This window comes from Methylomonas subterranea (genome assembly GCF_024505185.1).
Lineage (GTDB): Bacteria > Pseudomonadota > Gammaproteobacteria > Methylococcales > Methylomonadaceae > Methylomonas > Methylomonas subterranea.
This window is the reverse complement of record NZ_JANIBJ010000021.1, coordinates 37,055-59,359: the sequence shown is the minus strand read 5'-3', so window position 1 is coordinate 59,359 and position 22,305 is coordinate 37,055. Positions and strand designations below refer to the sequence as shown.

Annotated in this window: 20 protein-coding genes and 1 tRNA gene; 12 read left to right on the top strand and 9 right to left on the bottom strand. The window is 51.1% G+C overall.

Annotation, left to right across the window (positions count from 1 at the left end; all coding sequences use genetic code 11):
* Positions 1 to 12: 12 nt before the first annotated feature.
* The 11 genes from NP590_RS12340 to NP590_RS12290 all read left to right on the top strand — a co-directional run bounded on the left by NP590_RS12340 (position 13) and on the right by NP590_RS12290 (position 11,669).
* Positions 13 to 534 (top strand): arsenate reductase ArsC, encoded by a 522-nt coding sequence (locus NP590_RS12340; protein WP_256602724.1) that lies wholly within the window; start codon positions 13 to 15, stop codon positions 532 to 534.
* Positions 535 to 548: 14 nt separating this feature from the next.
* A complete protein-coding gene (locus NP590_RS12335) occupies positions 549 to 983 on the top strand; it encodes an ArsI/CadI family heavy metal resistance metalloenzyme (protein WP_256602723.1) in 435 nt (144 codons plus the stop codon).
* Positions 984 to 1,029: 46 nt separating this feature from the next.
* Positions 1,030 to 2,202 carry an ACR3 family arsenite efflux transporter gene (gene arsB, locus NP590_RS12330; protein WP_256602722.1) on the top strand — a complete coding sequence of 391 codons (1,173 nt, stop codon included), beginning with the start codon at positions 1,030 to 1,032 and terminating at the stop codon, positions 2,200 to 2,202.
* A gap of 260 nt (positions 2,203 to 2,462) precedes the next feature.
* On the top strand, positions 2,463 to 4,019 hold the full coding sequence (locus NP590_RS12325; RefSeq protein WP_256602721.1) for a type I restriction-modification system subunit M: 1,557 nt from the start codon (positions 2,463 to 2,465) through the stop codon (positions 4,017 to 4,019).
* Positions 4,016 to 5,545, top strand: coding sequence for a restriction endonuclease subunit S (locus NP590_RS12320; protein ID WP_256602720.1), 1,530 nt, complete (start codon positions 4,016 to 4,018; stop codon positions 5,543 to 5,545). The genes NP590_RS12325 and NP590_RS12320 overlap by 4 nt, the downstream gene beginning before the upstream one ends.
* A gap of 10 nt (positions 5,546 to 5,555) precedes the next feature.
* Positions 5,556 to 6,122, top strand: a complete 567-nt coding sequence (locus NP590_RS12315) for an endonuclease domain-containing protein (RefSeq protein ID WP_256602718.1) — start codon at positions 5,556 to 5,558, stop codon at positions 6,120 to 6,122.
* A complete protein-coding gene (locus tag NP590_RS12310) occupies positions 6,115 to 6,468 on the top strand; it encodes a virulence RhuM family protein (protein ID WP_256602717.1) in 354 nt (117 codons plus the stop codon). Before NP590_RS12315 ends, NP590_RS12310 begins: the two co-directional genes overlap by 8 nt.
* Before the next feature lie 81 nt (positions 6,469 to 6,549).
* On the top strand, positions 6,550 to 7,587 hold the full coding sequence (locus NP590_RS12305) for a PDDEXK nuclease domain-containing protein (protein WP_256602716.1): 1,038 nt from the start codon (positions 6,550 to 6,552) through the stop codon (positions 7,585 to 7,587).
* Positions 7,584 to 10,718 (top strand): HsdR family type I site-specific deoxyribonuclease, encoded by a 3,135-nt coding sequence (locus tag NP590_RS12300; RefSeq protein ID WP_256602713.1) that lies wholly within the window; start codon positions 7,584 to 7,586, stop codon positions 10,716 to 10,718. The genes NP590_RS12305 and NP590_RS12300 overlap by 4 nt, the downstream gene beginning before the upstream one ends.
* Positions 10,719 to 10,848: 130 nt before the next feature.
* Positions 10,849 to 11,490, top strand: a complete 642-nt coding sequence (gene nhaD, locus NP590_RS12295; RefSeq protein WP_256602711.1) for a sodium:proton antiporter NhaD — start codon at positions 10,849 to 10,851, stop codon at positions 11,488 to 11,490.
* Positions 11,469 to 11,669 (top strand): hypothetical protein, encoded by a 201-nt coding sequence (locus tag NP590_RS12290; protein ID WP_256602707.1) that lies wholly within the window; start codon positions 11,469 to 11,471, stop codon positions 11,667 to 11,669. Before nhaD ends, NP590_RS12290 begins: the two co-directional genes overlap by 22 nt.
* A gap of 115 nt (positions 11,670 to 11,784) precedes the next feature.
* On the opposite strand, the gene NP590_RS12285 is transcribed toward NP590_RS12290, so the two are convergent.
* Both NP590_RS12285 and NP590_RS12280 read right to left on the bottom strand, forming a co-directional pair.
* Positions 11,785 to 13,191 (bottom strand): sensor histidine kinase, encoded by a 1,407-nt coding sequence (locus tag NP590_RS12285; protein WP_256602706.1) that lies wholly within the window; start codon positions 13,189 to 13,191, stop codon positions 11,785 to 11,787.
* Entirely contained in the window at positions 13,184 to 13,855 is a 672-nt protein-coding gene (locus NP590_RS12280) for a response regulator (RefSeq protein WP_256602705.1), read from the bottom strand. Before NP590_RS12280 ends, NP590_RS12285 begins: the two co-directional genes overlap by 8 nt.
* A gap of 184 nt (positions 13,856 to 14,039) precedes the next feature.
* Between NP590_RS12280 and NP590_RS12275 the strand changes: the two genes are divergently transcribed.
* Complete coding sequence (locus NP590_RS12275; RefSeq protein ID WP_256602704.1) at positions 14,040 to 14,474, top strand: hypothetical protein; 435 nt, start codon at positions 14,040 to 14,042, stop codon at positions 14,472 to 14,474.
* A gap of 116 nt (positions 14,475 to 14,590) precedes the next feature.
* Here the strand turns inward: NP590_RS12275 and NP590_RS12270 are convergent, their stop codons facing one another.
* The 7 genes from NP590_RS12270 to NP590_RS12240 all read right to left on the bottom strand — a co-directional run bounded on the left by NP590_RS12270 (position 14,591) and on the right by NP590_RS12240 (position 22,296).
* Complete coding sequence (locus NP590_RS12270; RefSeq protein WP_256602702.1) at positions 14,591 to 15,280, bottom strand: response regulator; 690 nt, start codon at positions 15,278 to 15,280, stop codon at positions 14,591 to 14,593.
* Between the two features lie 431 nt (positions 15,281 to 15,711).
* Positions 15,712 to 16,353 (bottom strand): carbonic anhydrase family protein, encoded by a 642-nt coding sequence (locus NP590_RS12265; protein ID WP_256602701.1) that lies wholly within the window; start codon positions 16,351 to 16,353, stop codon positions 15,712 to 15,714.
* Between the two features lie 124 nt (positions 16,354 to 16,477).
* A complete protein-coding gene (locus tag NP590_RS12260) occupies positions 16,478 to 18,856 on the bottom strand; it encodes a SulP family inorganic anion transporter (RefSeq protein ID WP_256602700.1) in 2,379 nt (792 codons plus the stop codon).
* A gap of 22 nt (positions 18,857 to 18,878) precedes the next feature.
* Entirely contained in the window at positions 18,879 to 19,325 is a 447-nt protein-coding gene (locus tag NP590_RS12255) for a putative universal stress family protein (RefSeq protein WP_256602699.1), read from the bottom strand.
* Positions 19,326 to 19,893: 568 nt separating this feature from the next.
* Positions 19,894 to 20,826, bottom strand: a complete 933-nt coding sequence (locus NP590_RS12250; protein WP_256602698.1) for an SDR family NAD(P)-dependent oxidoreductase — start codon at positions 20,824 to 20,826, stop codon at positions 19,894 to 19,896.
* A gap of 868 nt (positions 20,827 to 21,694) precedes the next feature.
* Positions 21,695 to 21,770: transfer RNA gene (locus NP590_RS12245), tRNA-Phe, on the bottom strand.
* A 118-nt stretch (positions 21,771 to 21,888) separates the two neighbouring features.
* Entirely contained in the window at positions 21,889 to 22,296 is a 408-nt protein-coding gene (locus tag NP590_RS12240; RefSeq protein ID WP_256602697.1) for a VanZ family protein, read from the bottom strand.
* Between the last annotated feature and the right edge of the window lie 9 nt (positions 22,297 to 22,305).

The following is a 22,305-nucleotide window of genomic DNA, read 5'->3' as shown; positions in this document are numbered from 1 at the left end:
TCGGAAAGCGATATGACGGACAAAACCTATCGGGTTTTATTCATCTGTACCGGCAACTCGGCGCGCAGCATCATGGCCGAGGCGATATTGAATCAAATCGGCGGCCGCCGATTTCGTGGCTATAGCGCCGGCAGTCATCCCGTAGGCTACGTCCATCCCGCCGCGCTCCAATTGCTGAACAGCTTGAATCATGACACCGGCGAATTACGCAGCAAGGATTGGCGGGAATTCACAACCGAGGACGCGCCGAGCTTCGATTTTGTATTTACCGTCTGCGACAAAGCCGCCGGCGAGCCTTGCCCGGTCTGGCCCGGTCAGCCGATGCGCGCGCATTGGGGCGTGGAAGACCCGGCCATGCTGTATGCCGACGACGAGCGGGTGCAAAAATTGTTTTTCGACACCTACTTGTTGCTGAAACGGCGCATCGAATTGTTTTGCAACCTGCCATTGCACAAACTGGACGCCATCACCTTGAAAAACAGGGTCGACGAACTTGGCGCCACGCAGTCCTCGCCAGACATAAATTCAAATTAACCGGAACCATTCCCATGAAACGCCTGCATATCCATATCGCCGTCGACGATCTCGAACAAAACATCCGCTTTTACAGCGCCTTGTTCCAAAGCCAACCGAGCGTCTTAAAAAGCGACTACGCCAAATGGCTGTTGGACGATCCGCGGGTGAATTTCGCCATTTCCAGTCGCGGACGCCAAGCGGGACTGGATCATTTAGGGGTACAGGTGGAATCGAGCGAGGAACTGGAAGCCGTGCAGCAGGCCTTGGTCGACGCGGCTCTGCCGGTTGCGGAACAAAAACAAGCCACCTGCTGTTACGTGCAATCGGACAAATACTGGAGCGTCGACCCGCAAGGCATCGCCTGGGAAGCCTTTCATTCACTCAATTCGATACCGCTGTTCGGCGAAGATCCCGTCATTCGGGTCGACAAGCTTTCTCCCTGCTGCAAAGCCACGGAACCCGAATGATCGGCGGACTTGGACCACTAAAAACAAAACCAACGAGGCCAACACCATGACAGCCAAACAACACCCCATGGGCTTTTTCGAACGTTATCTGACCCTCTGGGTGGGCTTGTGCATTGCCGCCGGCATACTGCTGGGGGCTTACGCGCCGGATTTCGCCAAGACCCTGGACGGCATGAGCCTCACCATTAACGGAGCGCCGGTCGTATCGATACCGATTGCCATCTGCCTGTTTTTCATGATGTATCCCATCATGGTCAAGATAGATTTCGCCGAAGTGGTCAAGGCCGGCAAGAGCATCAAACCGGTCAGCCTGACATTAATCGTCAACTGGGCGATCAAGCCGTTCACGATGTACGGTATCGCCTATTTGTTTTTGGGCGGTTTGTTTCAAGGCCTGATCGGCGCCGATGCGGTGGATTTGGTCAAAATGCCGTTTGGCCTGGATTTGCCGGTCGGTTCCGAATACGGTGCCGGCACCGTGGTGTTGCAAGACGGCATTAAAATGCTGCAAGTGCCGCTATGGCGCAGCTATCTGGCCGGCTGCATTTTGTTGGGCGTGGCCCCCTGCACCGCGATGGTGCTGGTGTGGGGCTATCTGGCCAAGGGCAATGCCGGCCATACCCTGGTGATGGTGGCGATCAACTCATTGGCGATGCTGCTGTTGTACGGCTTGATCGGCGGATTCCTGCTGGGCGTCGGCCAATTGCCGGTGCCTTGGGAAGCCCTGTTGTTGTCCATCGGCATCTATGTGGCCTTGCCTTTGCTGGCCGGGTTTTATTCGCGTAAATGGATTATCGCCCATAAAGGCCTGGACTGGTTCGAACAAAAATTCCTGCATCTGCTGACACCCATCACCATCATCGCCTTATTACTGACGCTGGTGCTGCTGTTTTCCTTCAAGGGCGAGGTGATCACCGCCAATCCGTTGACCATATTGTGGATTGCGATTCCGTTGGCGATACAAACCGTGCTGATTTTCGCGATTACCTATTGGGCCGCCAAGCTGTGGGGCTTTTCCTACGAAAACGCCGCCCCATCGGCCATGATAGGCGCCTCCAACCATTTCGAAGTCGCCATCGCCACCGCCGTGATGCTGTTCGGCCTGTCGTCCGGCGCCGCGCTGGCTACCGTGGTCGGCGTATTGATAGAGGTGCCGCTGATGTTGGCCCTGGTCGGGTTTTGCAAGCGCACTCAGCATTGGTTCGGCGAGGCGCGCTGATAGCGTTTCGCCAGTCTGTTGGATAAAGTTAGATAGTCCTGTCCTACACCCGAGCCGCCGTCAAAATCCCGCTCGGCATAGGTTTATTTTGCCCGCGGTTTTTCCTAAGGTCCATGAAGGCACTGCATCGCTCCCTCCATGAATTTCACTGGAACGCTGGTTTAACAAGGTATCGATTTGGCGTAACTTACCGCGTTCGTTAAAATGGCAAGTTGCTTAAAAGCCGCTGACGAATCAAAACGTATTTAAACAGGAAACACATGACCAGCACTCAACAACGCGCCGCCCTGCAACGCCAAATCTGGCAAATCGCCAACGATGTGCGCGGTGCGGTGGACGGCTGGGATTTCAAGCAATACGTACTCGGCACCCTGTTTTATCGCTTTATCAGCGAAAACTTTGCCGGCTATATCGAAGGCGGTGACGACAGCATCCACTATGCGGAGCTACCCGATAGCGTCATTACCCCGGAAATCAAAGACGATGCCATTAAAACCAAGGGCTTTTTTCTCTACCCCAGCCAGTTGTTTAGCAAGGTCGCTGCCAGCGCGAATACCAACGACAGCCTGAATACCGATCTGGCAGCCATCTTTGCCGCCATCGAAAGTTCCGCCAACGGCTACCCTTCGGAGCGCGATATCAAAGGCCTGTTCGCCGATTTCGATACCACCAGCAACCGCCTCGGCAACACCGTGGCCGACAAAAACAGCCGTTTGGCCGCCGTACTCAAAGGCGTGGCCGGTTTGGACTTTGGCGATTTTGATGACAGCCGCATCGACCTGTTCGGCGATGCTTACGAGTTCCTCATCTCCAACTACGCCGCCAATGCCGGCAAATCGGGCGGTGAGTTTTTTACCCCGCAGCATGTGTCCAGGCTGATCGCGCAGCTCGCCATGCACAAGCAAACCAGCGTCAACAAGATTTACGACCCGGCCTGTGGTTCCGGCTCCTTGCTGCTGCAAGCCAAAAAGCACTTTGACGCCCACATCATCGAAGACGGTTTTTTCGGGCAGGAGATCAACCACACCACCTACAACTTGGCGCGGATGAACATGTTCTTGCACAACGTCAATTACGACAAGTTCAACATTCAGCTGGGCAACACACTGGAAGAACCGCACTTCGCTGAAGACCGACCTTTTGACGCCATCGTCTCCAACCCGCCCTACTCGGTGAAATGGATAGGCAGCGACGATCCCACCCTGATCAACGACGAACGCTTTGCACCAGCGGGCGTGCTGGCGCCCAAATCCAAAGCCGACTTTGCCTTTGTTCTGCACGCGCTCAACTACCTCTCCAGCAAAGGCCGCGCCGCCATTGTCTGCTTCCCCGGTATTTTTTACCGGGGCGGTGCCGAGCAGAAAATCCGCCAATATCTGGTGGATAACAACTACGTCGAAACCGTAATTTCGCTCGCGCCCAATCTGTTTTACGGCACCACCATTGCCGTGAATATTCTGGTGCTGTCCAAGCGCAAAACCGACACCAACACCCAGTTTATTGATGCCAGCGGTCTGTTTAAAAAAGAAACCAATAACAACATCCTTACCGACGAGCACATCGAAAAAATTATGGCTGTGTTCGATAGCAAAGCGGACGTTGAACACTTTGCCAAATCGGTAAGCTTTGATGCCATCACCGGCAACGACTACAACCTGTCGGTGAGCAGCTATGTCGAAGCCAGGGACAACCGAGAAGTAGTGGACATTGCCCAGCTCAATGCCGAGCTGCTTATCACCGTGGCCAAAATCGATAAGCTGCGGTCGGAGATTGACGCCATTGTGAGGGAAATTGAAGGCGAGGAGCTGGAGGCATGAGCAGCCTGAACTTTTTGGGGAAGCTGGTGGATGGCGTTTCGGTAAAGTGGAAACCAATCGGGGATGCGCTTGTTAGAACTAAGGGCACAAAGATCACCGCTGGCCAGATGAAAGAAATTCATAAAGATGGTGCCCCGGTGAAAATTTTCGCTGGCGGTAAAACTGTTGCATTCGTTGATTTTGAAGATATACCCGCAAAAGACTTAAATAACGAGCCTTCAATTATCGTCAAATCTCGTGGTGTTATAGAATTCGAGTATTACGACAAACCGTTTTCTCATAAAAATGAAATGTGGTCATACCATTCAAAAAACGACGGAATCCATATCAAGTATGTTTACCATTTTCTGAAACTGAATGAACCCCACTTTCAGAACATTGGCAGTAAGATGCAAATGCCGCAAATTGCAACGCCAGATACTGATAAGTTCGAAATTCCCATCCCTTGCCCTGAAAATCCCAAAAAATCGCTTGAGATCCAAGCCGAAATCGTCCGCATTCTGGACGCCTTTACCGAGCTGACCGCCGAGCTGACCGCCGAGCTTAGCATGCGAAAAAAACAATACAACTACTATCGCGACCAGTTGTTGAGTTTTGAATTCCCCTCCTCTGGAGGGGTGCCCGAAGGGCGGGGTGGTCGGGATGTGGAGTGGAAGACGTTGGGCGAAATTGGGGAATTCATTCGCGGAAAACGCTTTACTAAAGCCGATTATGTTGAAGACGGCATCAGCGTTATCCATTACGGTGAGATATACACTCGGTATGGCGTTTTTACGACTCGTGCGCTTTCTCAGGTCAGAAGCGATATGGCTGGGTCTCTACGCTATGCAAAACCGGGAGACGTAGTGCTAACCGACGTTGGAGAGACGGTCGACGATGTTGGTAAGGCCGTGGCATGGCTCGGAGATGAAAAAGTTGCCATTCACGACCACTGCTACGCTTTCCGGCATTCATTGAATCCGAAATTTGTGTCCTATTGCATGCAAACGGCATCATTCATTGCAGAGAAAGCAAAGTATGTGGCAAGAACCAAAGTCAATACATTGCTGATTAACGGCTTTTCAAAAATAGCCATCCCGATTCCCTATCCAAACGATCCTGAAAAGTCACTCGCCGAACAAGCCCGCATCGTCGCCATCCTCGATAAATTCGACGCCCTGACCAATTCCATCAGCGAAGGCTTGCCCCGCGAAATTGCCTTGCGCCAAAAGCAGTATGAGTATTACCGCGATTTGCTGTTGAGCTTCCACCACCCCGCCCTGACGGGCACCCCTCCAGAGGAGGGGAATAACCCCGCCCCGGCACCTTCAGAGGTGGGGAATAACCCCGCTCCGCCACCTTCAGAGGAGGGGAATAACTTCGCCCCGGCACCTTCAGAGGTGGGGAATAACCTAACCCTGATGGGTATACATCCAGAGGCGGAGAATGACTTCGCCGCACCCCATGGATCAAAGGTACAGCGCACCCAATTCCCCTCCTTTGGAGGGGTGCCCGAAGGGCGGGGTGGTACCGAAGGCTTAGCCTAACGAGGCCACCATGCGCAAAACCAAAGCTTACCAATCCCTCCCTTATAACCCTGCTTTGCGCGATAAGGCCAAAGCTTTGCGCAAAGCGGGAATACTGCACGAAGCGTTACTTTGGCTTGAATTAAAATCAGACAAACTGAATGGCTTGGATTTCGATCGCCAAAAAATTATTGGCAACTACATCGTCGATTTTTACTGTGCGGAAAAGGCGGTTGTGATTGAAGTGGATGGCAGTTCTCACGACAGCAAGCAGCTTGAAGATGCCCAGAGAGATGAATGGCTGTGTAGTTTGGGGTTAACGGTGATTCGCCTGTTGGCGAAAGATGTTTTGCAGAATTTGGACGGGGTTGTGGCGTTTTTGAAGAACCACCCCGCCCTGACGGGCACCCCTCCGGAGGAGGGGAATACCCCCGCCTGTCTTCCAGATGAAATGAATAACCCAGCACTAACCGGGAGACCTCCGGAGGAAGGGAATAAACTCCCGGCGTTTGCAGAGTGCGTAACCGAGCAACTGAAGCTCGCCCCTTCAGAGGAAGAGAATAATTTCCAGCGCATCAGGAAGGAACCCTATGCCTAACCTAAGCCTGCAAGACCAAACCACGGAATTCTTGCTCTACACCGCGCCCAATGGCGCAATCAAAGTAGAGGTGCTGCTCAGTAATGAAACTATCTGGCTGACGCAGGAGCGCATGGCTGAGTTGTTTGGCGTGCAGCGCCCAGCTATTACCAAGCACCTGAAAAACATTTTCGAAAGCCATGAGCTGCAAGAAGATGTGGTGTGTTCCATTTTGGAACATACCACTGCCCATGGGGCGATTGAGGGCAAAACCCAAACCAGCAAGACCAAGTATTACAATCTGGATGCGGTGATTTCGGTCGGTTACAGTGTCAATTCGACACAGGCAAGCTATTGCGGAATATGAAAAGTTTAACAAGCAACAACGCGTCGAATTCGATTTCGACCGTGAAGTGAAAGAGCTGCTGCAAAACAGGGACACATAGGAATGAGCGAGATTACTCACCACACCGATTACCGTCAGGCGCTGGCAGTCATTAAGCAGCGTATTCAAACATCGCAAACCCGTGCGGTGTTGGCGGTGAATGCTGAGTTGTTGAATCTGTATTGGGACATTGGCAGCCAGTTGGATGCGTGGCAACGCGAGCGTGCTTGGGGCTCGGCGGTGGTGGAGCAAATGGCGCTGGATTTGCAGGCCACTTACCCCGGCATGAAGGGGTTCTCTCGTACCAGCCTGTTTGCCATGCGGCAGTTTTATGCCTTTTTCAGCCCGCAATTTGAATTTGTCCCGCAGCCTGTGGGACAAATGCCATGGGGACACGTGCGCACCTTGTTGGCTAAGGTCAAATCGGTGGAGCTGGTTTTGCTGTACGCGCAGGCCTGCATCGAGCATGGCTGGAGCCGCACGGTGCTAGCGTGGCAAATTGAGCAGCGTTTTCATGAGCGTGTGGGCAAGGCGGTCGGTAATTTTGCTCAAACTTTACCGGCGCCCCAATCGGAGCTGGTGCAACAGAGCCTGAAAGATCCTTATGTGTTCGATTTTTTGACCCTCGCACCGCAGGCGGTTGAACGCGATATCGAAAACCAGCTGGTGGCACAGATCACCCGTTTTTTGCTGGAGCTAGGCAAGGGCTTTGCGTTCCTTGGGCGCCAATACCCCTTGGTCGTGAATGGCAAGGATTACTTTCTGGATTTGTTGTTTTATCACGCCCGATTGAAGTGCTACGTGGCGATCGAATTAAAGGCGGGCGAATTCAAGCCCGAGTACATTGGCAAACTCAATTTTTACTTGTCGGCAGTAGACGACCAACTACGTGCTGAGGATGACCAGCCCACGATTGGCCTGATCTTGTGTAAGGACAAAGACAAGCTGGATGTGGAATACGCCCTGCGCGACATCAACAAACCCATGGGGGTGAGTTCGTTCATCACCAAAGATATTCCCTTGTCGGTGCAGTCACAGTTGCCAACAGTGCAAGAGATTGAAAACGAGCTAGCACAGGGATATGGAGAATCAAACCAGTGACAGAGTATAAAACGATTGCCGAATCCACTAATTTTATCGTTCTGGATAAATACACCAAGGACTATAAAGTTAGCGAAAGCTACCAAAGCGAATACGATTTGGAGCGGGAATTTATTCAGGATTTGCAAAATCAGGGCTATGAATATGCGCCCGAGTTAAACACGCCCGATAAGCTGCTGGCCAATGTGCGCGTGGCTTTACAGGCGCTGAACAACATGCAGTTTTCCGATGGTGAATGGCTGCGTTTTGTGGAGACTTGGCTGGATAGGCCCAACGATAGCATCGTCGATAAAACTCGCAAGATTCATGATGACTTTATCCACGACTTTGTGTTTGACGATGGCCGTATCCAGAACATCTACCTGTTGGATAAAAAGAACATTGCCCGCAATAAGCTGCAAGTCATCAATCAGTTTGAAACCACCCCGGCGCTTTGCGCCACCCCTGCAAAGGAGGGGAGTAAACAGTACGCCAATCGCTACGATGTGACGATTTTGGTGAATGGTTTGCCGCTGGTGCAGGTGGAGCTGAAAAAACGGGGCGTGGCGATACGCGAGGCGTTTAATCAGGTGCATCGCTACAGCAAAGAGAGCTTTAACAGCGAGCATTCCTTGTTTAAGTATTTGCAGCTGTTTGTGATTACCAACGGCACCGATAGCCGTTATTTTGCCAACACCACCCAGCGCAACAAAAACAGCTTCGATTTCACCATGAACTGGGCGAAATCCGATAATGGGCTGATTAAGGACTTAAAAGACTTTACCGCAACCTTCTTCCAGAAAAACACCCTGCTCAATGTGCTGTTGCATTATTCGGTGTTTGATGTCAGCGATACCTTGCTGGTAATGCGCCCTTACCAGATTGCCGCCACCGAACGGATTCTGTGGAAAATCAACAGCGCCTATCAAGCCAAAAACTGGAGCAACACCGAAAGCGGCGGTTATATCTGGCACACCACCGGCTCGGGCAAGACCTTAACCAGTTTTAAAGCGGCGCGTTTGGCGACGGGGCTGGACTTTATCGATAAGGTGTTTTTTGTGGTGGATAGGAAAGACCTCGATTACCAGACCATGAAGGAATACCAGCGCTTTTCACCGGATAGCGTCAATGGCTCGGACAGCACTGCCGGGCTGAAACGCAACTTGGATAAGGACGACAACAAGATCATTGTCACCACCATCCAGAAGCTTAACAACCTGATGAAAAGTGAAAATGACTTGGCCATCTACAGCAAGCAAGTGGTGTTTATTTTTGACGAGTGCCACCGCAGCCAGTTTGGCGAAGCGCAGAAAAACCTGAAGAAGAAATTCAAGAAGTTCTATCAGTTCGGTTTTACCGGCACGCCGATCTTCCCGCAAAACGCCTTGGGTGCCGACACCACCGCCAGCGTGTTTGGCCGTGAATTGCATGCTTACGTCATCACCGATGCCATCCGCGATGAAAAAGTACTGAAGTTCAAAGTGGACTACAACGATGTGCGCCCGCAGTTCAAAGCCATCGAAACCGAGCAGGATGAGCTTAAGCTCAGCGCGGCAGAAAACAAGCAAGCCTTGTTGCACCCCGAGCGTATTCGGGAAATTTCACAGTACATCTTGAATAACTTCCGGCAAAAAACTCATCGCTTACAGGCTGGGGCCAAAGGCTTTAATGCGATGTTTGCCGTGAGTGGTGTGGATGCCGCCAAGCTGTATTACGAGTCGTTGAAGGATTTGCAAAAAGCCAGCGACAAGCCGCTGAAAGTGGCCACCATCTTCTCGTTTGCGGCCAATGAAGAACAGGATGCGGTGGGCGAAATTCAGGATGAGAGTTTTGATGTTTCAGCCATGAACAGCAGTGCCAAGGAGTTTTTAAGCGCGGCCATTGCGGACTACAACGCGCTGTTCAAAACCAATTTTGGCGTGGATGGCAACGGATTCCAGAACTATTACCGCGATCTTGCCAAGCAAGTGAAAGCCAAAGAAATCGACTTGCTGATTGTGGTAGGTATGTTCTTGACCGGCTTTGACGCCCCCACGCTGAATACCTTGTTCGTCGATAAGAACTTGCGCTACCACGGTTTGATGCAGGCTTATTCGCGAACCAACCGTATTTATGACGCCACCAAAACCTTCGGCAATATCGTCACCTTCCGCGACCTGGAGCAGGCGACCATAGCCGCTATCACCTTGTTCGGTGATAAGAACACCAAGAACGTGGTGCTGGAAAAGAGCTACAAGGAATACATGGAAGGCTTTACCGATGTGGCGACCGGCGAGGCGCGGCGCGGCTTTGTGGATGTGGTCGCTGAGTTGGGGCAGCGCTTTCCTGATCCAACTGCCATTGAAAAAGAGTCCGACAAAAAAGCTTTTGCGAAACTGTTTGGCGAATATTTGCGCGTTGAGAACGTGCTGCAAAACTACGATGAATTTGCCAGTCTGAAAGCCTTGCAGAGCGTCGACATGAACGACCAGGAGGCGGTTGAGACATTCAAAGCCCAACATTATCTGAGCGATGACGACCTGATTGCGCTGCAAGCCATCAAAGTCCCCGCCGAGCGGAAAATTCAGGATTACCGCTCCACCTATAACGACATCCGCGACTGGCTGCGGCGGGAAAAATCCGCCGTCGAAAAGGAAAATTCCACCATCGATTGGGATGACGTGGTATTTGAGGTGGACCTGCTGAAATCTCAAGAAATCAATCTGGATTACATTCTGGAATTGATTTTTGAGAACAATAAAAAAGTCAAAGACAAAGCAGCGCTGGTTGAAGACGTGCGTCGGGTGATTCGCGCCAGCTTGGGCAACCGTGCCAAGGAGAGCTTGCTGGTTGATTTTATTAACCAAACCGACCTGGATCAGATTGGCGATAAGGCCAGTGTGATTGATGCCTTCTTTATTTTTGCGCAAGCGGAGCAACAGCGCGAAGCGCATGAGCTGATTAGTGCCGAGAACCTGAATGCCGAGGCCGCGAGGCGCTATATCGCTACTTCGCTGAAGCGGGAGTTTGCCAGTGACAACGGCACCGAGCTGAATGCCATTCTGCCCAAGATGAGCCCGTTAAACCCGCAATACCTCAGTAAAAAGCACAGCGTTTTCCAAAAAATTGCCGCTTTTGTCGAGAAGTTTAAAGGCGTGGGTGGGGATGTTTAATCCCGGTGTTTTTGTAGAGTTCATGGTTGGACGTTCCGCCGCCGGCGCCGCTGGGCTTGGCGGATAGGGTTAAACTCGACGCGGCAAACCGCTGCCGTTGTTGTTCTTGGATACTATTTTTTCAATCGAGATGTTAAACATTCCCGTCATTTTATGCGCAATCGCCTGTCTTTTGCCCCTCCCAGTATTGGCCGCGGCCGGCGAGCACGCTTATCTCAATCTAACCCAGCAAACCGTCGGCTATCTGGCATTGTTGGTTTTTTTGGCCGCTTACGTTTTGGTGATCCTCGAGGAAAAATTAGCCTTGCGTAAATCCAAACCGGTATTGCTGGCCGCCGGCATCATTTGGGCGATGATAGGCTTTGCCTATGCCGCGCGGGGCGTCACCGACACCACTGCGGCGATCTTGAAGGACAATTTTCTGGAATATAGCGAACTGTTTTTCTTTTTGTTGGTGGCGATGACTTACATCAACGCCATGATAGAGCGAGATGTTTTTCAATCACTGCATTATTGGTTGGTTTCCAAGGGCTTGAGCTATCGGCGGATGTTTTGGCTGATCGGTATTCTGACGTTTTTTATTTCGTCGGTGGCCGACAACCTGACTTCCGCCTTGGTCATGTGCACCGTGGCGATGACGCTGGGCGACCAACAGCCGAGATTCGTAACCCCGGCCTGCGTTGCTATAGTGGTTGCGGCCAATGCCGGAGGGGCCTTCAGCCCTTTCGGCGACATCAGCACGTTGATGGTTTGGCAAAAGGGCGTTATCTGAATATCGTTTTCGAATTCATTTACGGCGAGTTGGGCGCGACGGCCGCCAATATCATCGTCGGCCTGATGTCGGCGCTGGTCGACAACATTCCTATTATGTTTGCGGTGTTGACGATGAACCCCGACATGCCGGAACCCTCTTCCACAAGGAGAGGGGGCTTTTACGACAGCCTCCGGTGAGAGAGCAAATGGAATGCGGAAGGTATTGTGGGAGTCATCCTAAGCCGCAATTTTGTCGGTTTCAATCCGACTCGTTCCTCGAATCGGGGGTGGCGCGGTGTCCATTCTGGAGGCCTCATACCACCGGCGAAAAACCGCTCCCGCTCACGGCCGTTGCGGGCGGGAACGTTAGAATGACCCGGGTGCCGGAAGTTTGGCTTACGTGGCTCAATTCCAGCTTGATACCGTGCAGGTTGGCGATTTCCTTCACAATTGCCAGACCCAATCCGCAACCGTTGCCGACACTGCCCGGCACCCGATGGAAGCGCTCGAATACTTTTTCAATCTCCTGCTCCGGAATGCCGGGACCATCATCTTCGATTATCACGGTGGGGTAGGGATGCGGCTTCACTTCGACCGCGATACGTCCCATCGGCCCGCCGTAGGCAATGGCGTTGTCGAGCAAATTATTCAGCATTTCGCCCAGCAGGGTTTCGTCTCCTTCAATCGATATGTTTTCCCGAGCGCTTTCGAATCCCAGCTCCATTTGCCGGGCCGCGGCCTTGGAGGCCCATTCCATGCAATTGTTGCGGACCAGCTCGCATAAGTTCAGGGTTTGAAAATGGTTTATACCGTCAACGGGTTCCGCCCGCGCCAATACCAATAACTGGTTGACGGTATGGGACAGGCGTTCGGCGCTTTTTCGCATCTGGATCAGGGCCGGTTTGATGTCTGCCATATGCTCTTCCCGTAATGCCCGCTCGACCTGCAGGGAGAATCCGGCCAGCGGCGTTCGCAGTTGATGGGCGGCATTGGCGACAAACCTTTGCTGGCCCTCTATGGCTGCGGATAGTTGAGTCAGCAGACCGTTGATGGTGTCGGTCAAGGCCTTGACCTCGATCACAACGTTGGTATCGGCGATCAGGCTCAAATCGTGGGGGGAGCGTTTCGAGATTTCGTCGGCCAGTACCTTTAATGGCTTCAAGCCCCGGCTTAAGCCGCTTAACAGGAAGCCGCTGGCAAACAGCACCATGGCCAATTGAGGAATCAAATCCGCCAACAATATATCCATCATCATGGTGTGACGTTTTTTCAGGGTTTCGGCGACGTGCACATAAAATGTGTCCTGTATGTCCGCCCGCTGCACGCGCAACACAACGACTCTGACCGGCTCCCGGTCGATATCGGCCGAAAAAAACACCGGCCCGGCAAAATCCAGGTCGGCCTTGGGTTCCGGCACGAAGCTGTCGCCGGCCAGCAAACCCTTGCTCTCGGAAAAAATTTTGAAGAAGGTTTTGTCGCGTTCGTCCCAGCGGACGATCTCCAGCGCGGACTCGGATAATTCGACCAGCACCTTGGCGTCCCTGATCTTGATCTCCTGGGCCAGCGAACTGGCGGAGTCCAACAGCCAGCGGTCGTAGGTTTCGTTGACGTAATGCAAGGTCACATAGTAGGACAGCACGGTTTCGCAGCTGATAAACAAGATCAGCGGCACCAGTAGACGTTGCAGAATGGCTTTTCTGAGGCTTTTGCTTTTAGGCATCGATGGTTTCCAACAAATAACCCAGGCCGCGTATCGTTTTGATGGTAATGCCGTAACTTTCCACGCGCTTTCTGACCCGGTGAATATAAACTTCTATGGCGTTGTCGGGCAGGGCGCCCGCTTTCGGCGATAGCCGTTGACCCAGGCGACTCTTGCTCACGACTTTACCGGCTTCCAGCAGTAAAAGTTCCATGACGGCGTACTCGCGCGGCAATAGCGGCAAGGGCAAGCCGTCCAGCAGCACTTGGTTGTCGCGGGTATTTAAGGCTAATCGGCCGACGACGATATCGCATTGAAAGCCGCCGTAGCAGCGTCGAATCAAGGCGTGAATGCGTGCTTCCAATTCCGTCAGCTCGAAGGGTTTGGTTAGGTAGTCGTCGGCACCTTTTTCCATGCCCCGGGCTTTATCGTTCGGACTGTCCCGAGCGGTCAGGATCAAGACGGGAAGAGGCTGTTTACGTTGCCTGATGCCTTGCAAAAGTTCCAAGCCATCCGCATCCGGCAGGCCCAAGTCCAGTACCACCAGTTCGAAGTCTTGCGTGGTCAATAGATGTTCGGCGCGGGCGCCGGTCATGGCGCAGTTCACCTCGTAACCGGCTTTGCCCAACGTGTGAATCAAACCGTCCACCAAGACGGCGTCATCTTCGACCAGCAAAATTTTCATGAATTGGCGTCTGTTGTCAGGTAAATGTAAGGTTTAAATTTTAAATTAAAAACCGAAAATCTCTCGGAGCCAGTTCGGCAACCGGATTCAGCCTGCAATTTCGTTTTCCGGAGGAGGATGGTGAGATTGTATGCGGACGCTGCTGAATAAATACCATTTACCTCAATAAACCCATAATTAAACCATGTTATCAATCGAAAAATATAAATCGCTCATAGTATTGACGCTGGCCTTAATTATATTGACCAGCTACGACCTGATATTCGACCTGCTGTTGTCCATGCTTCACCTGTTGTTTGTGATTGCGCATTATCTGTTCGAATTATGCGAAAGCAGTTTGGATATTGTTATTGAACATCTATTCCATACCAGCCCCAGAACAACCGAAATCATTGTTTTTTACATCATGGTCGGTATTTTAAGCGCGATGGGGCTATGGATATTACGCGCGCTGCCGGGTTGGTATCGGCGTGTTTGCAAACAATTGAAAAGTTATTTTATCCGTAAAAAAATGCAGGCAATGGATTTTTGGCGCGAACAAACATTGTTGTTAAAAATTAAATTATGCAGCCAGTTTACGCTGGGCACCTTTACCATGCTGTATTTTGTGTTGGGTTAATAATCCGCCGCCATTGGTTTTTTACCGTTTCCAGGCTAATTCAGCTGGTCCTCGAACAACAGGGAAGTTGTTTGTGACGAAACCTTGGATAGTTTCGATTGAAAGATGATGGGCGATTATTCGTTGCCCGTTGCATCGAAAATCGATTTGTCTTCTATCATATAACCCAAGCCTCTCAATGTGATGATATTGACGCCATAAGGGCTCAGGCGTCGCCTTAATCTATGAACGCTCACCTCGATGGTATTGTCGCTAATCACATCGTCGCTGAAAAGGCGTTGGGCGATTTTATCCTTGCTCAGCACTTTGCCGCGGTTCAATAAAAAGAATTCCAGCAAGGCGTATTCCTTGGGAAACAATATCAAGGGATTGCCGTCCAGGGATACCCTATGTTCGCGGGTGTCCAGGGTTAACCTGCCGCAGACGATATCCTTGCTGAAATTGCCGTAACAGCGGCGGATCAGGGCATGGATGCGATTTTCCAGTTCATGCAAATCGAAAGGTTTGACCATGTAATCGTCGGCGCCTTTTTTCAGACATTCCACCTTGTCGTTGACGGCATCCTTGGCGGTGAGTATCAATACCGGAATAGGATTCTTGCGTAATCGCAATTTCGACAGAAAATGCGAACCGTCCATATCCGGCAAGCCCAAGTCCAGAATAATCAAATCGAAGTCCTTGGCATACAGCAGCGCTTCGGCATAGCGGCCGGTAGTGGCCGGGGTTACCTCAAAACCCGACTTACTCAGGGAGTAATACAATCCATCCGTCAAAACCGGATCGTCTTCTATCAGCAGGATATTCATGGGCTTGTTTGGCTATTGGCGGGCATCGGCTTTAAGGGTTGCGGTTTGGCCGATTATTCCGGTTATTTTTTTAAAAACAATCATGGCTATTAAAGTCATGGTGGGGCGACGCGCCGTCGCGATGTGAAAGGCTATTATCGCGACTGGGCGTCGCTCCTACAGGCCTGACCTTTTGCGCCGGTATGACTGTATGTAGTTGTCGCGCATCAAATTTCGGTTTTTGATGTCCTCACCCCAACACTCTCCCGGAGGAGGGCGTCGTAAAAGCCGATCACCCCCCCTTCTCCCGCTGGGAGAAGGTTAGGATGAGGGTATATAAAACAATGATTTATTGGTTTTCATCCCCCTCACCCCAACCATCTCCCGCAAGGAGAGGGGGCTTTTGCAACACGCTCCGGAGGGAGAGGGAACAGAATTGCGAAATAATTACGTTAATTGATAATCAAAGTATCATCGAAAAAGACCACTTCGCCGGTCGCTATATCATGGATCCCGCCGATTATGCCGATTTCGCCGCGCTCTATCATTTCTCTTAAAATAGGGCTGAGTTCCATAATCGCGTTGACCGTTCTTTTTACATTAATCACAGCGACTTTTTCCACAAATTCGCTATTGCTCGAATTGCGGTTTTCGGTTTCGCTGGTTTCATCGCCGACCGCCGGCTGTATCTTATTAAGCAGAGTCGTCAGATTTCCCATTTCCACATGGTCGCAAGCACCTTTTATGGCGCCGCATTTGCTATGCCCTAAAACCACAATAAATTTCGATCCGGCCACTTTACAGGCAAATTCCATACTGCCCAGAATATCTTCGTTAATAATATTGCCGGCAATTCTGATGCTGAATACGTCGCCCAAACCTTGGTCGAAAATCAGTTCGACCGAGGTGCGGGAATCGATGCAGCTCAAAATAACCGCAAAAGGGTGTTGGCCGTCGGAGGTTTCATTGGCCTGTTGCAGCAAATTGCGGTTTATTTTCAGGTTATTGATGAAGCGCTTGTTGCCTTCGTCCAGTAAGTTTAAAGCCATTGTCGGGGTGATGGCTGCCTGCATTTCCTTGGTTAAGGTTTTCATACTTTCCTCGTGTTGAATTGAGCCGGGTGAGTCATAAACTCACCCGGAATATGGCTGGTTGTTTCATGCTTAATAATTCTGTGGCATCGAGCGGCAAGGCCGTATTTTCAAGGTCGTTATCGCGTCAATTGGTTTTCGCTTCCGGCCTGCTCAAGGGATGGTTGGCCAACAGTGTCTGCCATAAGGACAAATGCGCGCCGTAATGTTTAACGGCCAATACCGGAATTTGCGCTGCAGACATGACGGAAGAGGTCACGCTTCCGAGCAAAATACTGGCCGCCTTGCTATGGCCGCGGGTACTGATCACAATCAGGTCGGCTTGATGGCTTGCGGCTTCCCTGAGTATTTCATCGGCGGTCTTGATACTTTCCAGGAACAAGGGCTTAATCAGCACGCCATGCGTATCGACACTAGCCATGAGTTTGGCGAATCGAGCTTCTTCTTCCCCGCGCTTGATCAGCGCGTGTTCGTCATAACGGATGACGGATTCGTCGGCGTAGACATGGATTGCCACTATTTCGGGTACGGCCTGTTTCGCGGCAATGGCACAGGCTTGGGTCAAACTATCCGCCGATACCGGCGAAAAATCGATTGGAGCGATTATGCGCTGGATGCGGTTTGCGAAATTTTCCGGCACCATCCAGACCGAACAACCGCAAAGCATGGCAAGGCGTTGAGCCAGGGAATGGTGGGCGTTGCCGTGATCCCCATGGCCCAAAAGTACCAAGTCTATGGAGTTTTTTAACACATAATCGACCAAGGTATCGAGCCGGCTCTGCGCCTTGAGGTGTTGGTAAGTGGCTGCTTCGAGCGTGCCGAAGGCCTGCTCCACCGCTTGCTTCATCAGCTTGTCCGCATCGCGTCCGCCATGCGCGCGGTTCCCGGCCGGCGCTGTTTCTATGAAGATAAAGTGCGCATGGCCCACCATGCCGGAGTTGACCAATTGCGCTGCGTAGCTTAACAGATAGCCGTCGTGTTCATTCAAGGCCAGCGGTATGATTACCCGGTTGAAATAACCCGGTTTGGACGCAATGGCGGCCGCGGCGAAAGTTTTGCCGCTAGAGGCTTTTGCCGGACGGTGGCCCGCGAAGGGCTTATCGAGGAACCTTCGCGCCACAAAGAAAATTACCAGGGCGGACAATACGCCGGTCAGAAAATCCGTCAGCGGCACCATGATTGCGGTAAAGGTCATCAACAGGGCATGAAAGCGGTTGTGATTGAGCACTTCCTTAATTTCAGACACCTTGATCATGTTGGAAGCCACCCACAGCAGGATGCCGCCGATACAAGCCATCGGCACCATCTCCAGGTAGGCGGCAATGTAATACGCCAACGACAATTTGAAAATGGCCTTGAAATAGCCCGCCAGCGGGGTCACCGCGCCGGCCTTGATGCTGGTGGCTGTTCTGGCCAGGGCGCCGGTGCAAGGGAAGCCGTTCAGCATGGGCGTAAAGACTTGCACCAAACCTTGTCCCCAGAATTCCTTATCCGGATTGAAGGGCGTGCCCCGGTTATTGGCCATGCGGTCTGCCATCGAAGAGCACAGTACGCTTTCCACGGCGGAAACGAAAACGATACCAAACACAAAGTAAGCAATGTCAAACGCCACGCCGGAGGTCATTGCGGGTAGCACCGGCGGGGTAAATACGAAAAAATTGTTGGGAATGGAGCCGTAGATGTCTCTGACCAAAATGACGCCTTTGTCTGCCAGCAAGGTGGCGGCCAATAAGGTGCTGGTTGCAATTGCCAGCAAGGGTGCCGGGATAAAAATCGATATGCGCAGCAACAGTTTGGTTATAAAAAAGGTTCCAAGGCCCAAAGCGACCGACCACAGGTTGATCTTATCTATATTGCCGTAAGCCAACGCCAGGTTATGCAACAGGCCGCCCTTGATATCCTCGTCCTCCCCGAGCAGGTCCTGGTAGCTTTCAATGCCCAAAATCGATTCGAAGTTACTTAAGGCGATAGCCACCGCAATGCCGACGGTAAAGCCGACGATGATGGAATTGGGCACCGCCTTGGCATGTTTACCCAAGCCGAACACGCCCATCAACATCAGGATAATGCCGGCGATGATGGATACAAACACCAAAAAGCCATGGGCTTCGGCCAAGCTTCCGCCGCCCGCTTCGCCGTATTTGGCGATCAAACCGCCGATGATGGGTATAAAGGCCGCTGTCGGCCCGTAGACTTGGTATTTGGAGCCGCCCCAGGTGCGGCCGATGATACAGCCCAGCGCGCCGGCGATTATTCCTTGTTCCGGCCTTAAGCCCATGGCCATCGAAAACCCCATCGCCATCGGAATCGCCGTCAAGGCTACGATCAGGCCGGCGCTCATGTCCCTGTAGGTGGTCTTGATCCAGCTTTCCTTCTTTATGTCTTCAAACCGGCTATCGATCAGGGTATTGAACAAAATCAAGCGCTGCCATATTGGCGAGCGTTCCGGCTGCCGCGGCTCCCGGGGTTCGGTGCCAAAGGAGTCTAAATGTGTCAGGGTGGTCACAATAAATTACCTATTGTCTGAGTTAAGCGATTAGCGTGGCGTAGTGCGCAACTACGGTGACCGGAAGTCGACTGCGGCGCACATAAGGAGTGGGGTCGAAATTTCCCGTTGTGTCGGTCAAGGGGAAGTAGGGCTGCGGCATCACCGCTTCGGTGATCCGATTGCCCGAAACGAAATTTTTAAAGGCGGCCAGATTAAATCCGGTGAAAATTTCCCATCTGAACTTCACCTTGGCCCGAGAATGCTTGTTGCGTAGCGTCCTGAAAGCGTTATCGAATTGAGCGCTTTTCAACGATTTAAATAACTCCTCCTTATCGAAAAAAAGCAATTCGACTATCGAATCGCTTAAGAAAAAGCAGTGGGTCAACACGATTTCAATTTCGTCGTCACCCGCCAGTAGTAGGGTATGCGCCACCAAACCTAGCGATGCCTCCGAAAAATCGGTGGGTATGAAGATGGTGCGTTTCATCGGGGAAGTCTCCTGCCTTTGTTTTGCCAGCAGTGTAATGAGCCGACCTTTCAGGAACCTTGCGTGGACATTACCCGAAACTTACAGATACCTTACCTGTAGTGTGAGGAACGCTCTGTCAAGCGGTCGAATGTGGGGTGCGGAAATTGTGAGGGATTGACGCAGAGGTGGGCAGCGAAGGTGTGTTGCGATGAACAGCCGAAGCCGTTCTGGGATTTGTATAATGCTATTCGGGTGCGAAAACGACAGCCGCCGTCTACTGCAATTTATCAGGATTGGGTGAAGGTTGTACTAGGTCACCCGCGTATTGAAGCGCGAGCAACAACTGCGAAAGATTTTAAATATACTGATATGCTCTCAATCGGCGTGGGTGCCGGCCGGTTTTGGGTCCGGGTATTTTCTTTGAAAAATGCAGGGGGATTTTTCAAAAGAAACGCCTTTGGGCGGCAGAGGGGCATATAGTGATTTGTGCCACTTTATAGATGCTAAAATTAGTTCTTTGCAAGAACTTTCAACTTTTATAAACAGGCACACTTGTCGTAGGCAGGTTGTGAAAACTCAAAGCTACTTAGCAGTGTTCCCAAAATTTTTCCTGATTTGGTCGGGTGTCCATCTCACTGGTCCAGGAGTCTGGAGATTGTTCATGCAAAAACAATACCGAATTTGCAATATTATTCGGATTTGCCTTTGGTCGGTTGACGTTTCTTTCCACTCCCTCGTCTATTTCGGCATCGATTATCAAATGAGTTACATGGACGCCAAAAGGCCATGCTTCACGAGCTAAAACTTGTGCCAGGGCTCTTAAGCCGAATTTGCCAACAGCAAGATTTAAATGGTCTTCACGTGCAAATAAAGACGAGGTTGAGCCAACTAATAAAATAGTGCCTCGCTTTTCAGCTTGCATCGCTCGACAGGCCTCCCTCGCCACTAAGAATCCGCCGAGACAGTTATTGCGCCATCCTTCCTCGAATGCAGGCAATTCTACTTCAGTTACGCGGCCAGGAGAAAAATACTGTACAGAGTAAACAACTAAATGTGGCACTCCAAAATTTTTACTAACGTAAGAAAACAATTCTTTTACAGCCGATTCATCAGTTGCGTCACAACTGTAAGCTAAAATATTCGAATTAAGCAGAATAAGTCTATTCACCAGCTTCTCCAGGCGGCCGGCATCACGCGATACAGCAACTACATGATAGCCAGCTATCGCAAGCTTTTCAACGAGGCTGTACCCAAAGCCTGGACCAACGCCAACGATTACGGCTATTTGACGAGAAGTCGATTCTTTTTTATAAAAGTCCTGGTGCTCTTGCTTTAGAGTATTTATGGCTTCATTTATGTTTTCAAGAAAAAAATGGTGGAATAATTTCCGCTTGAGAGAAAGCAAAAGGTTATTAGTTATTTTAGGTTTTCTTCGGAAATGGAATATTAGTGAAACGGGGCCTATATATAAATGGCGTGTAACTTTTGCGCTACGCCATATATCCTGAAATGTTTTCATGCTAAATCCGGCATTTAATTGAGTGTAAAAATTCTAATAATAGATAAAATAGTAAAACTCATAAAATAGATCGCAATGAGCCGGTTAATTGCCGCGCAAAGCCCCTGGTTATGGCTTACGTCGTTTCAGTGCCCATTTGGGTAGTCTAATTTTTTTTTTAGTTACAATCTTTACTGGGATTTACTTATTGACAATAATGCGGTGGCCATGTTATCGAAAAATAGTTTTATCAAGAACGAATTAGGTGTTTTCGGTTGCTGAGTATCGCTGACGGGGGATGATAGAATACGCGACTGCGCCCATATATTTCCGCCCAGGTGCTAAACAATTTCGTGCCGTTGGCGGAAGAAAGGCCGATGTTGTTGGTTTAGCCGGCGCAAGGCTAACGGCAGCGATTACTGTTGTCGGATTTAGGAGGACTTACGGCTGTGGTTGTCATCGTAACTTTGCGGGCCTTGTCGCCAAGGGGGATATATCCAAGGTATCCGCAACCTAGACGTCGATCCTTGCCAGATTCCTTGGTTCGTAGACTGGATGGTGTTTTATAAATTCGGTGACCACTGGATGCTTAGGATTGCAGCGGTCTGGTTGCTTATTCAAATATGGCAATTAATTATAGGTGGAGATAGCAACTACTGGTAACGCGTAAACTAACAGGATGGACTATAAAAACAAGGCAATCTACATTGCTGTGTTTTTACGCCATTGACCGAATGATGCATTTAGCTTAATGGCTATAAGTTTTTCACTCCTGTTTTTTACGTAGAACGCGGTTTTACGATTATTTTACCCGTTCTTTTATGTCTGATATGGAGTCTTGCCAGACCGGTTAGCGTAAAGATAGTACGCGCAGGCGAAATCAAGGTGGTGGTGCCCAGGGACAGAATCGAACTGTCGACACGAGGATTTTCAGTCCTCTGCTCTACCGACTGAGCTACCTGGGCCCGTCAAGAGCCGCGCATTAAACAGGGTTATCGCGCCCAAGTCAACCTTAAAAACCGTTTAGCCGGCTTTGGTCGGAAAATTCCAGGCTCTACGCGGCAACGCGGGCCGGGGCGAGCTTCAGGTTTTTTGCGATCCGATAATAAAATTCAGCCAGCTTGGCCTGGCTACTTTCGGCTTTAGACTGCATAGAGCTAACGCCAGCACGGCGACCGCCGCGCCCAGGCTGTCGGCCAGCCAATCCCAGCCGCTGCTGCTGCGGCCGGGTACGAACGATTGATGCCATTCGTCGGATATGCCGTAAGCGCTGCAAAACAAAAAACCGACCAGCGCCAGTCGGCGGCCGCTCAGGCCCAGATGGCGAAAACAGCGCCAGCTGAAAATGCCCATCACGAAATAGGCGCCGAAGTGCATGACTTTGTCCTGAAATTCAAACAACGGCGGCACGGGTAGCGATTGCTGGTTCGATAACCAGTAAATCAAGCCGCAGTAAGCCGGCAATGCCAGCCAGTCGAAAAATTTAACCATGAGGAAGAC

Bases quoted from the DNA above. Each gene is read 5' to 3' on its own strand.
- NP590_RS12340 (WP_256602724.1), top strand. From the start codon at position 13: ATGACGGACAAAACCTATCGGGTTTTATTCATCTGTACCGGCAACTCG.
- NP590_RS12335 (WP_256602723.1), top strand. From the start codon at position 549: ATGAAACGCCTGCATATCCATATCGCCGTCGACGATCTCGAACAAAAC.
- arsB (WP_256602722.1), top strand. From the start codon at position 1,030: ATGACAGCCAAACAACACCCCATGGGCTTTTTCGAACGTTATCTGACC.
- NP590_RS12325 (WP_256602721.1), top strand. From the start codon at position 2,463: ATGACCAGCACTCAACAACGCGCCGCCCTGCAACGCCAAATCTGGCAA.
- NP590_RS12320 (WP_256602720.1), top strand. From the start codon at position 4,016: ATGAGCAGCCTGAACTTTTTGGGGAAGCTGGTGGATGGCGTTTCGGTA.
- NP590_RS12315 (WP_256602718.1), top strand. From the start codon at position 5,556: ATGCGCAAAACCAAAGCTTACCAATCCCTCCCTTATAACCCTGCTTTG.
- NP590_RS12310 (WP_256602717.1), top strand. From the start codon at position 6,115: ATGCCTAACCTAAGCCTGCAAGACCAAACCACGGAATTCTTGCTCTAC.
- NP590_RS12305 (WP_256602716.1), top strand. From the start codon at position 6,550: ATGAGCGAGATTACTCACCACACCGATTACCGTCAGGCGCTGGCAGTC.
- nhaD (WP_256602711.1), top strand. From the start codon at position 10,849: ATGTTAAACATTCCCGTCATTTTATGCGCAATCGCCTGTCTTTTGCCC.
- NP590_RS12285 (WP_256602706.1), bottom strand. From the start codon at position 13,191: ATGCCTAAAAGCAAAAGCCTCAGAAAAGCCATTCTGCAACGTCTACTG.
- NP590_RS12280 (WP_256602705.1), bottom strand. From the start codon at position 13,855: ATGAAAATTTTGCTGGTCGAAGATGACGCCGTCTTGGTGGACGGTTTG.
- NP590_RS12275 (WP_256602704.1), top strand. From the start codon at position 14,040: ATGTTATCAATCGAAAAATATAAATCGCTCATAGTATTGACGCTGGCC.
- NP590_RS12270 (WP_256602702.1), bottom strand. From the start codon at position 15,280: ATGAATATCCTGCTGATAGAAGACGATCCGGTTTTGACGGATGGATTG.
- NP590_RS12265 (WP_256602701.1), bottom strand. From the start codon at position 16,353: ATGAAAACCTTAACCAAGGAAATGCAGGCAGCCATCACCCCGACAATG.
- NP590_RS12255 (WP_256602699.1), bottom strand. From the start codon at position 19,325: ATGAAACGCACCATCTTCATACCCACCGATTTTTCGGAGGCATCGCTA.
- NP590_RS12250 (WP_256602698.1), bottom strand. From the start codon at position 20,826: ATGAAAACATTTCAGGATATATGGCGTAGCGCAAAAGTTACACGCCAT.
- NP590_RS12240 (WP_256602697.1), bottom strand. From the start codon at position 22,296: ATGGTTAAATTTTTCGACTGGCTGGCATTGCCGGCTTACTGCGGCTTG.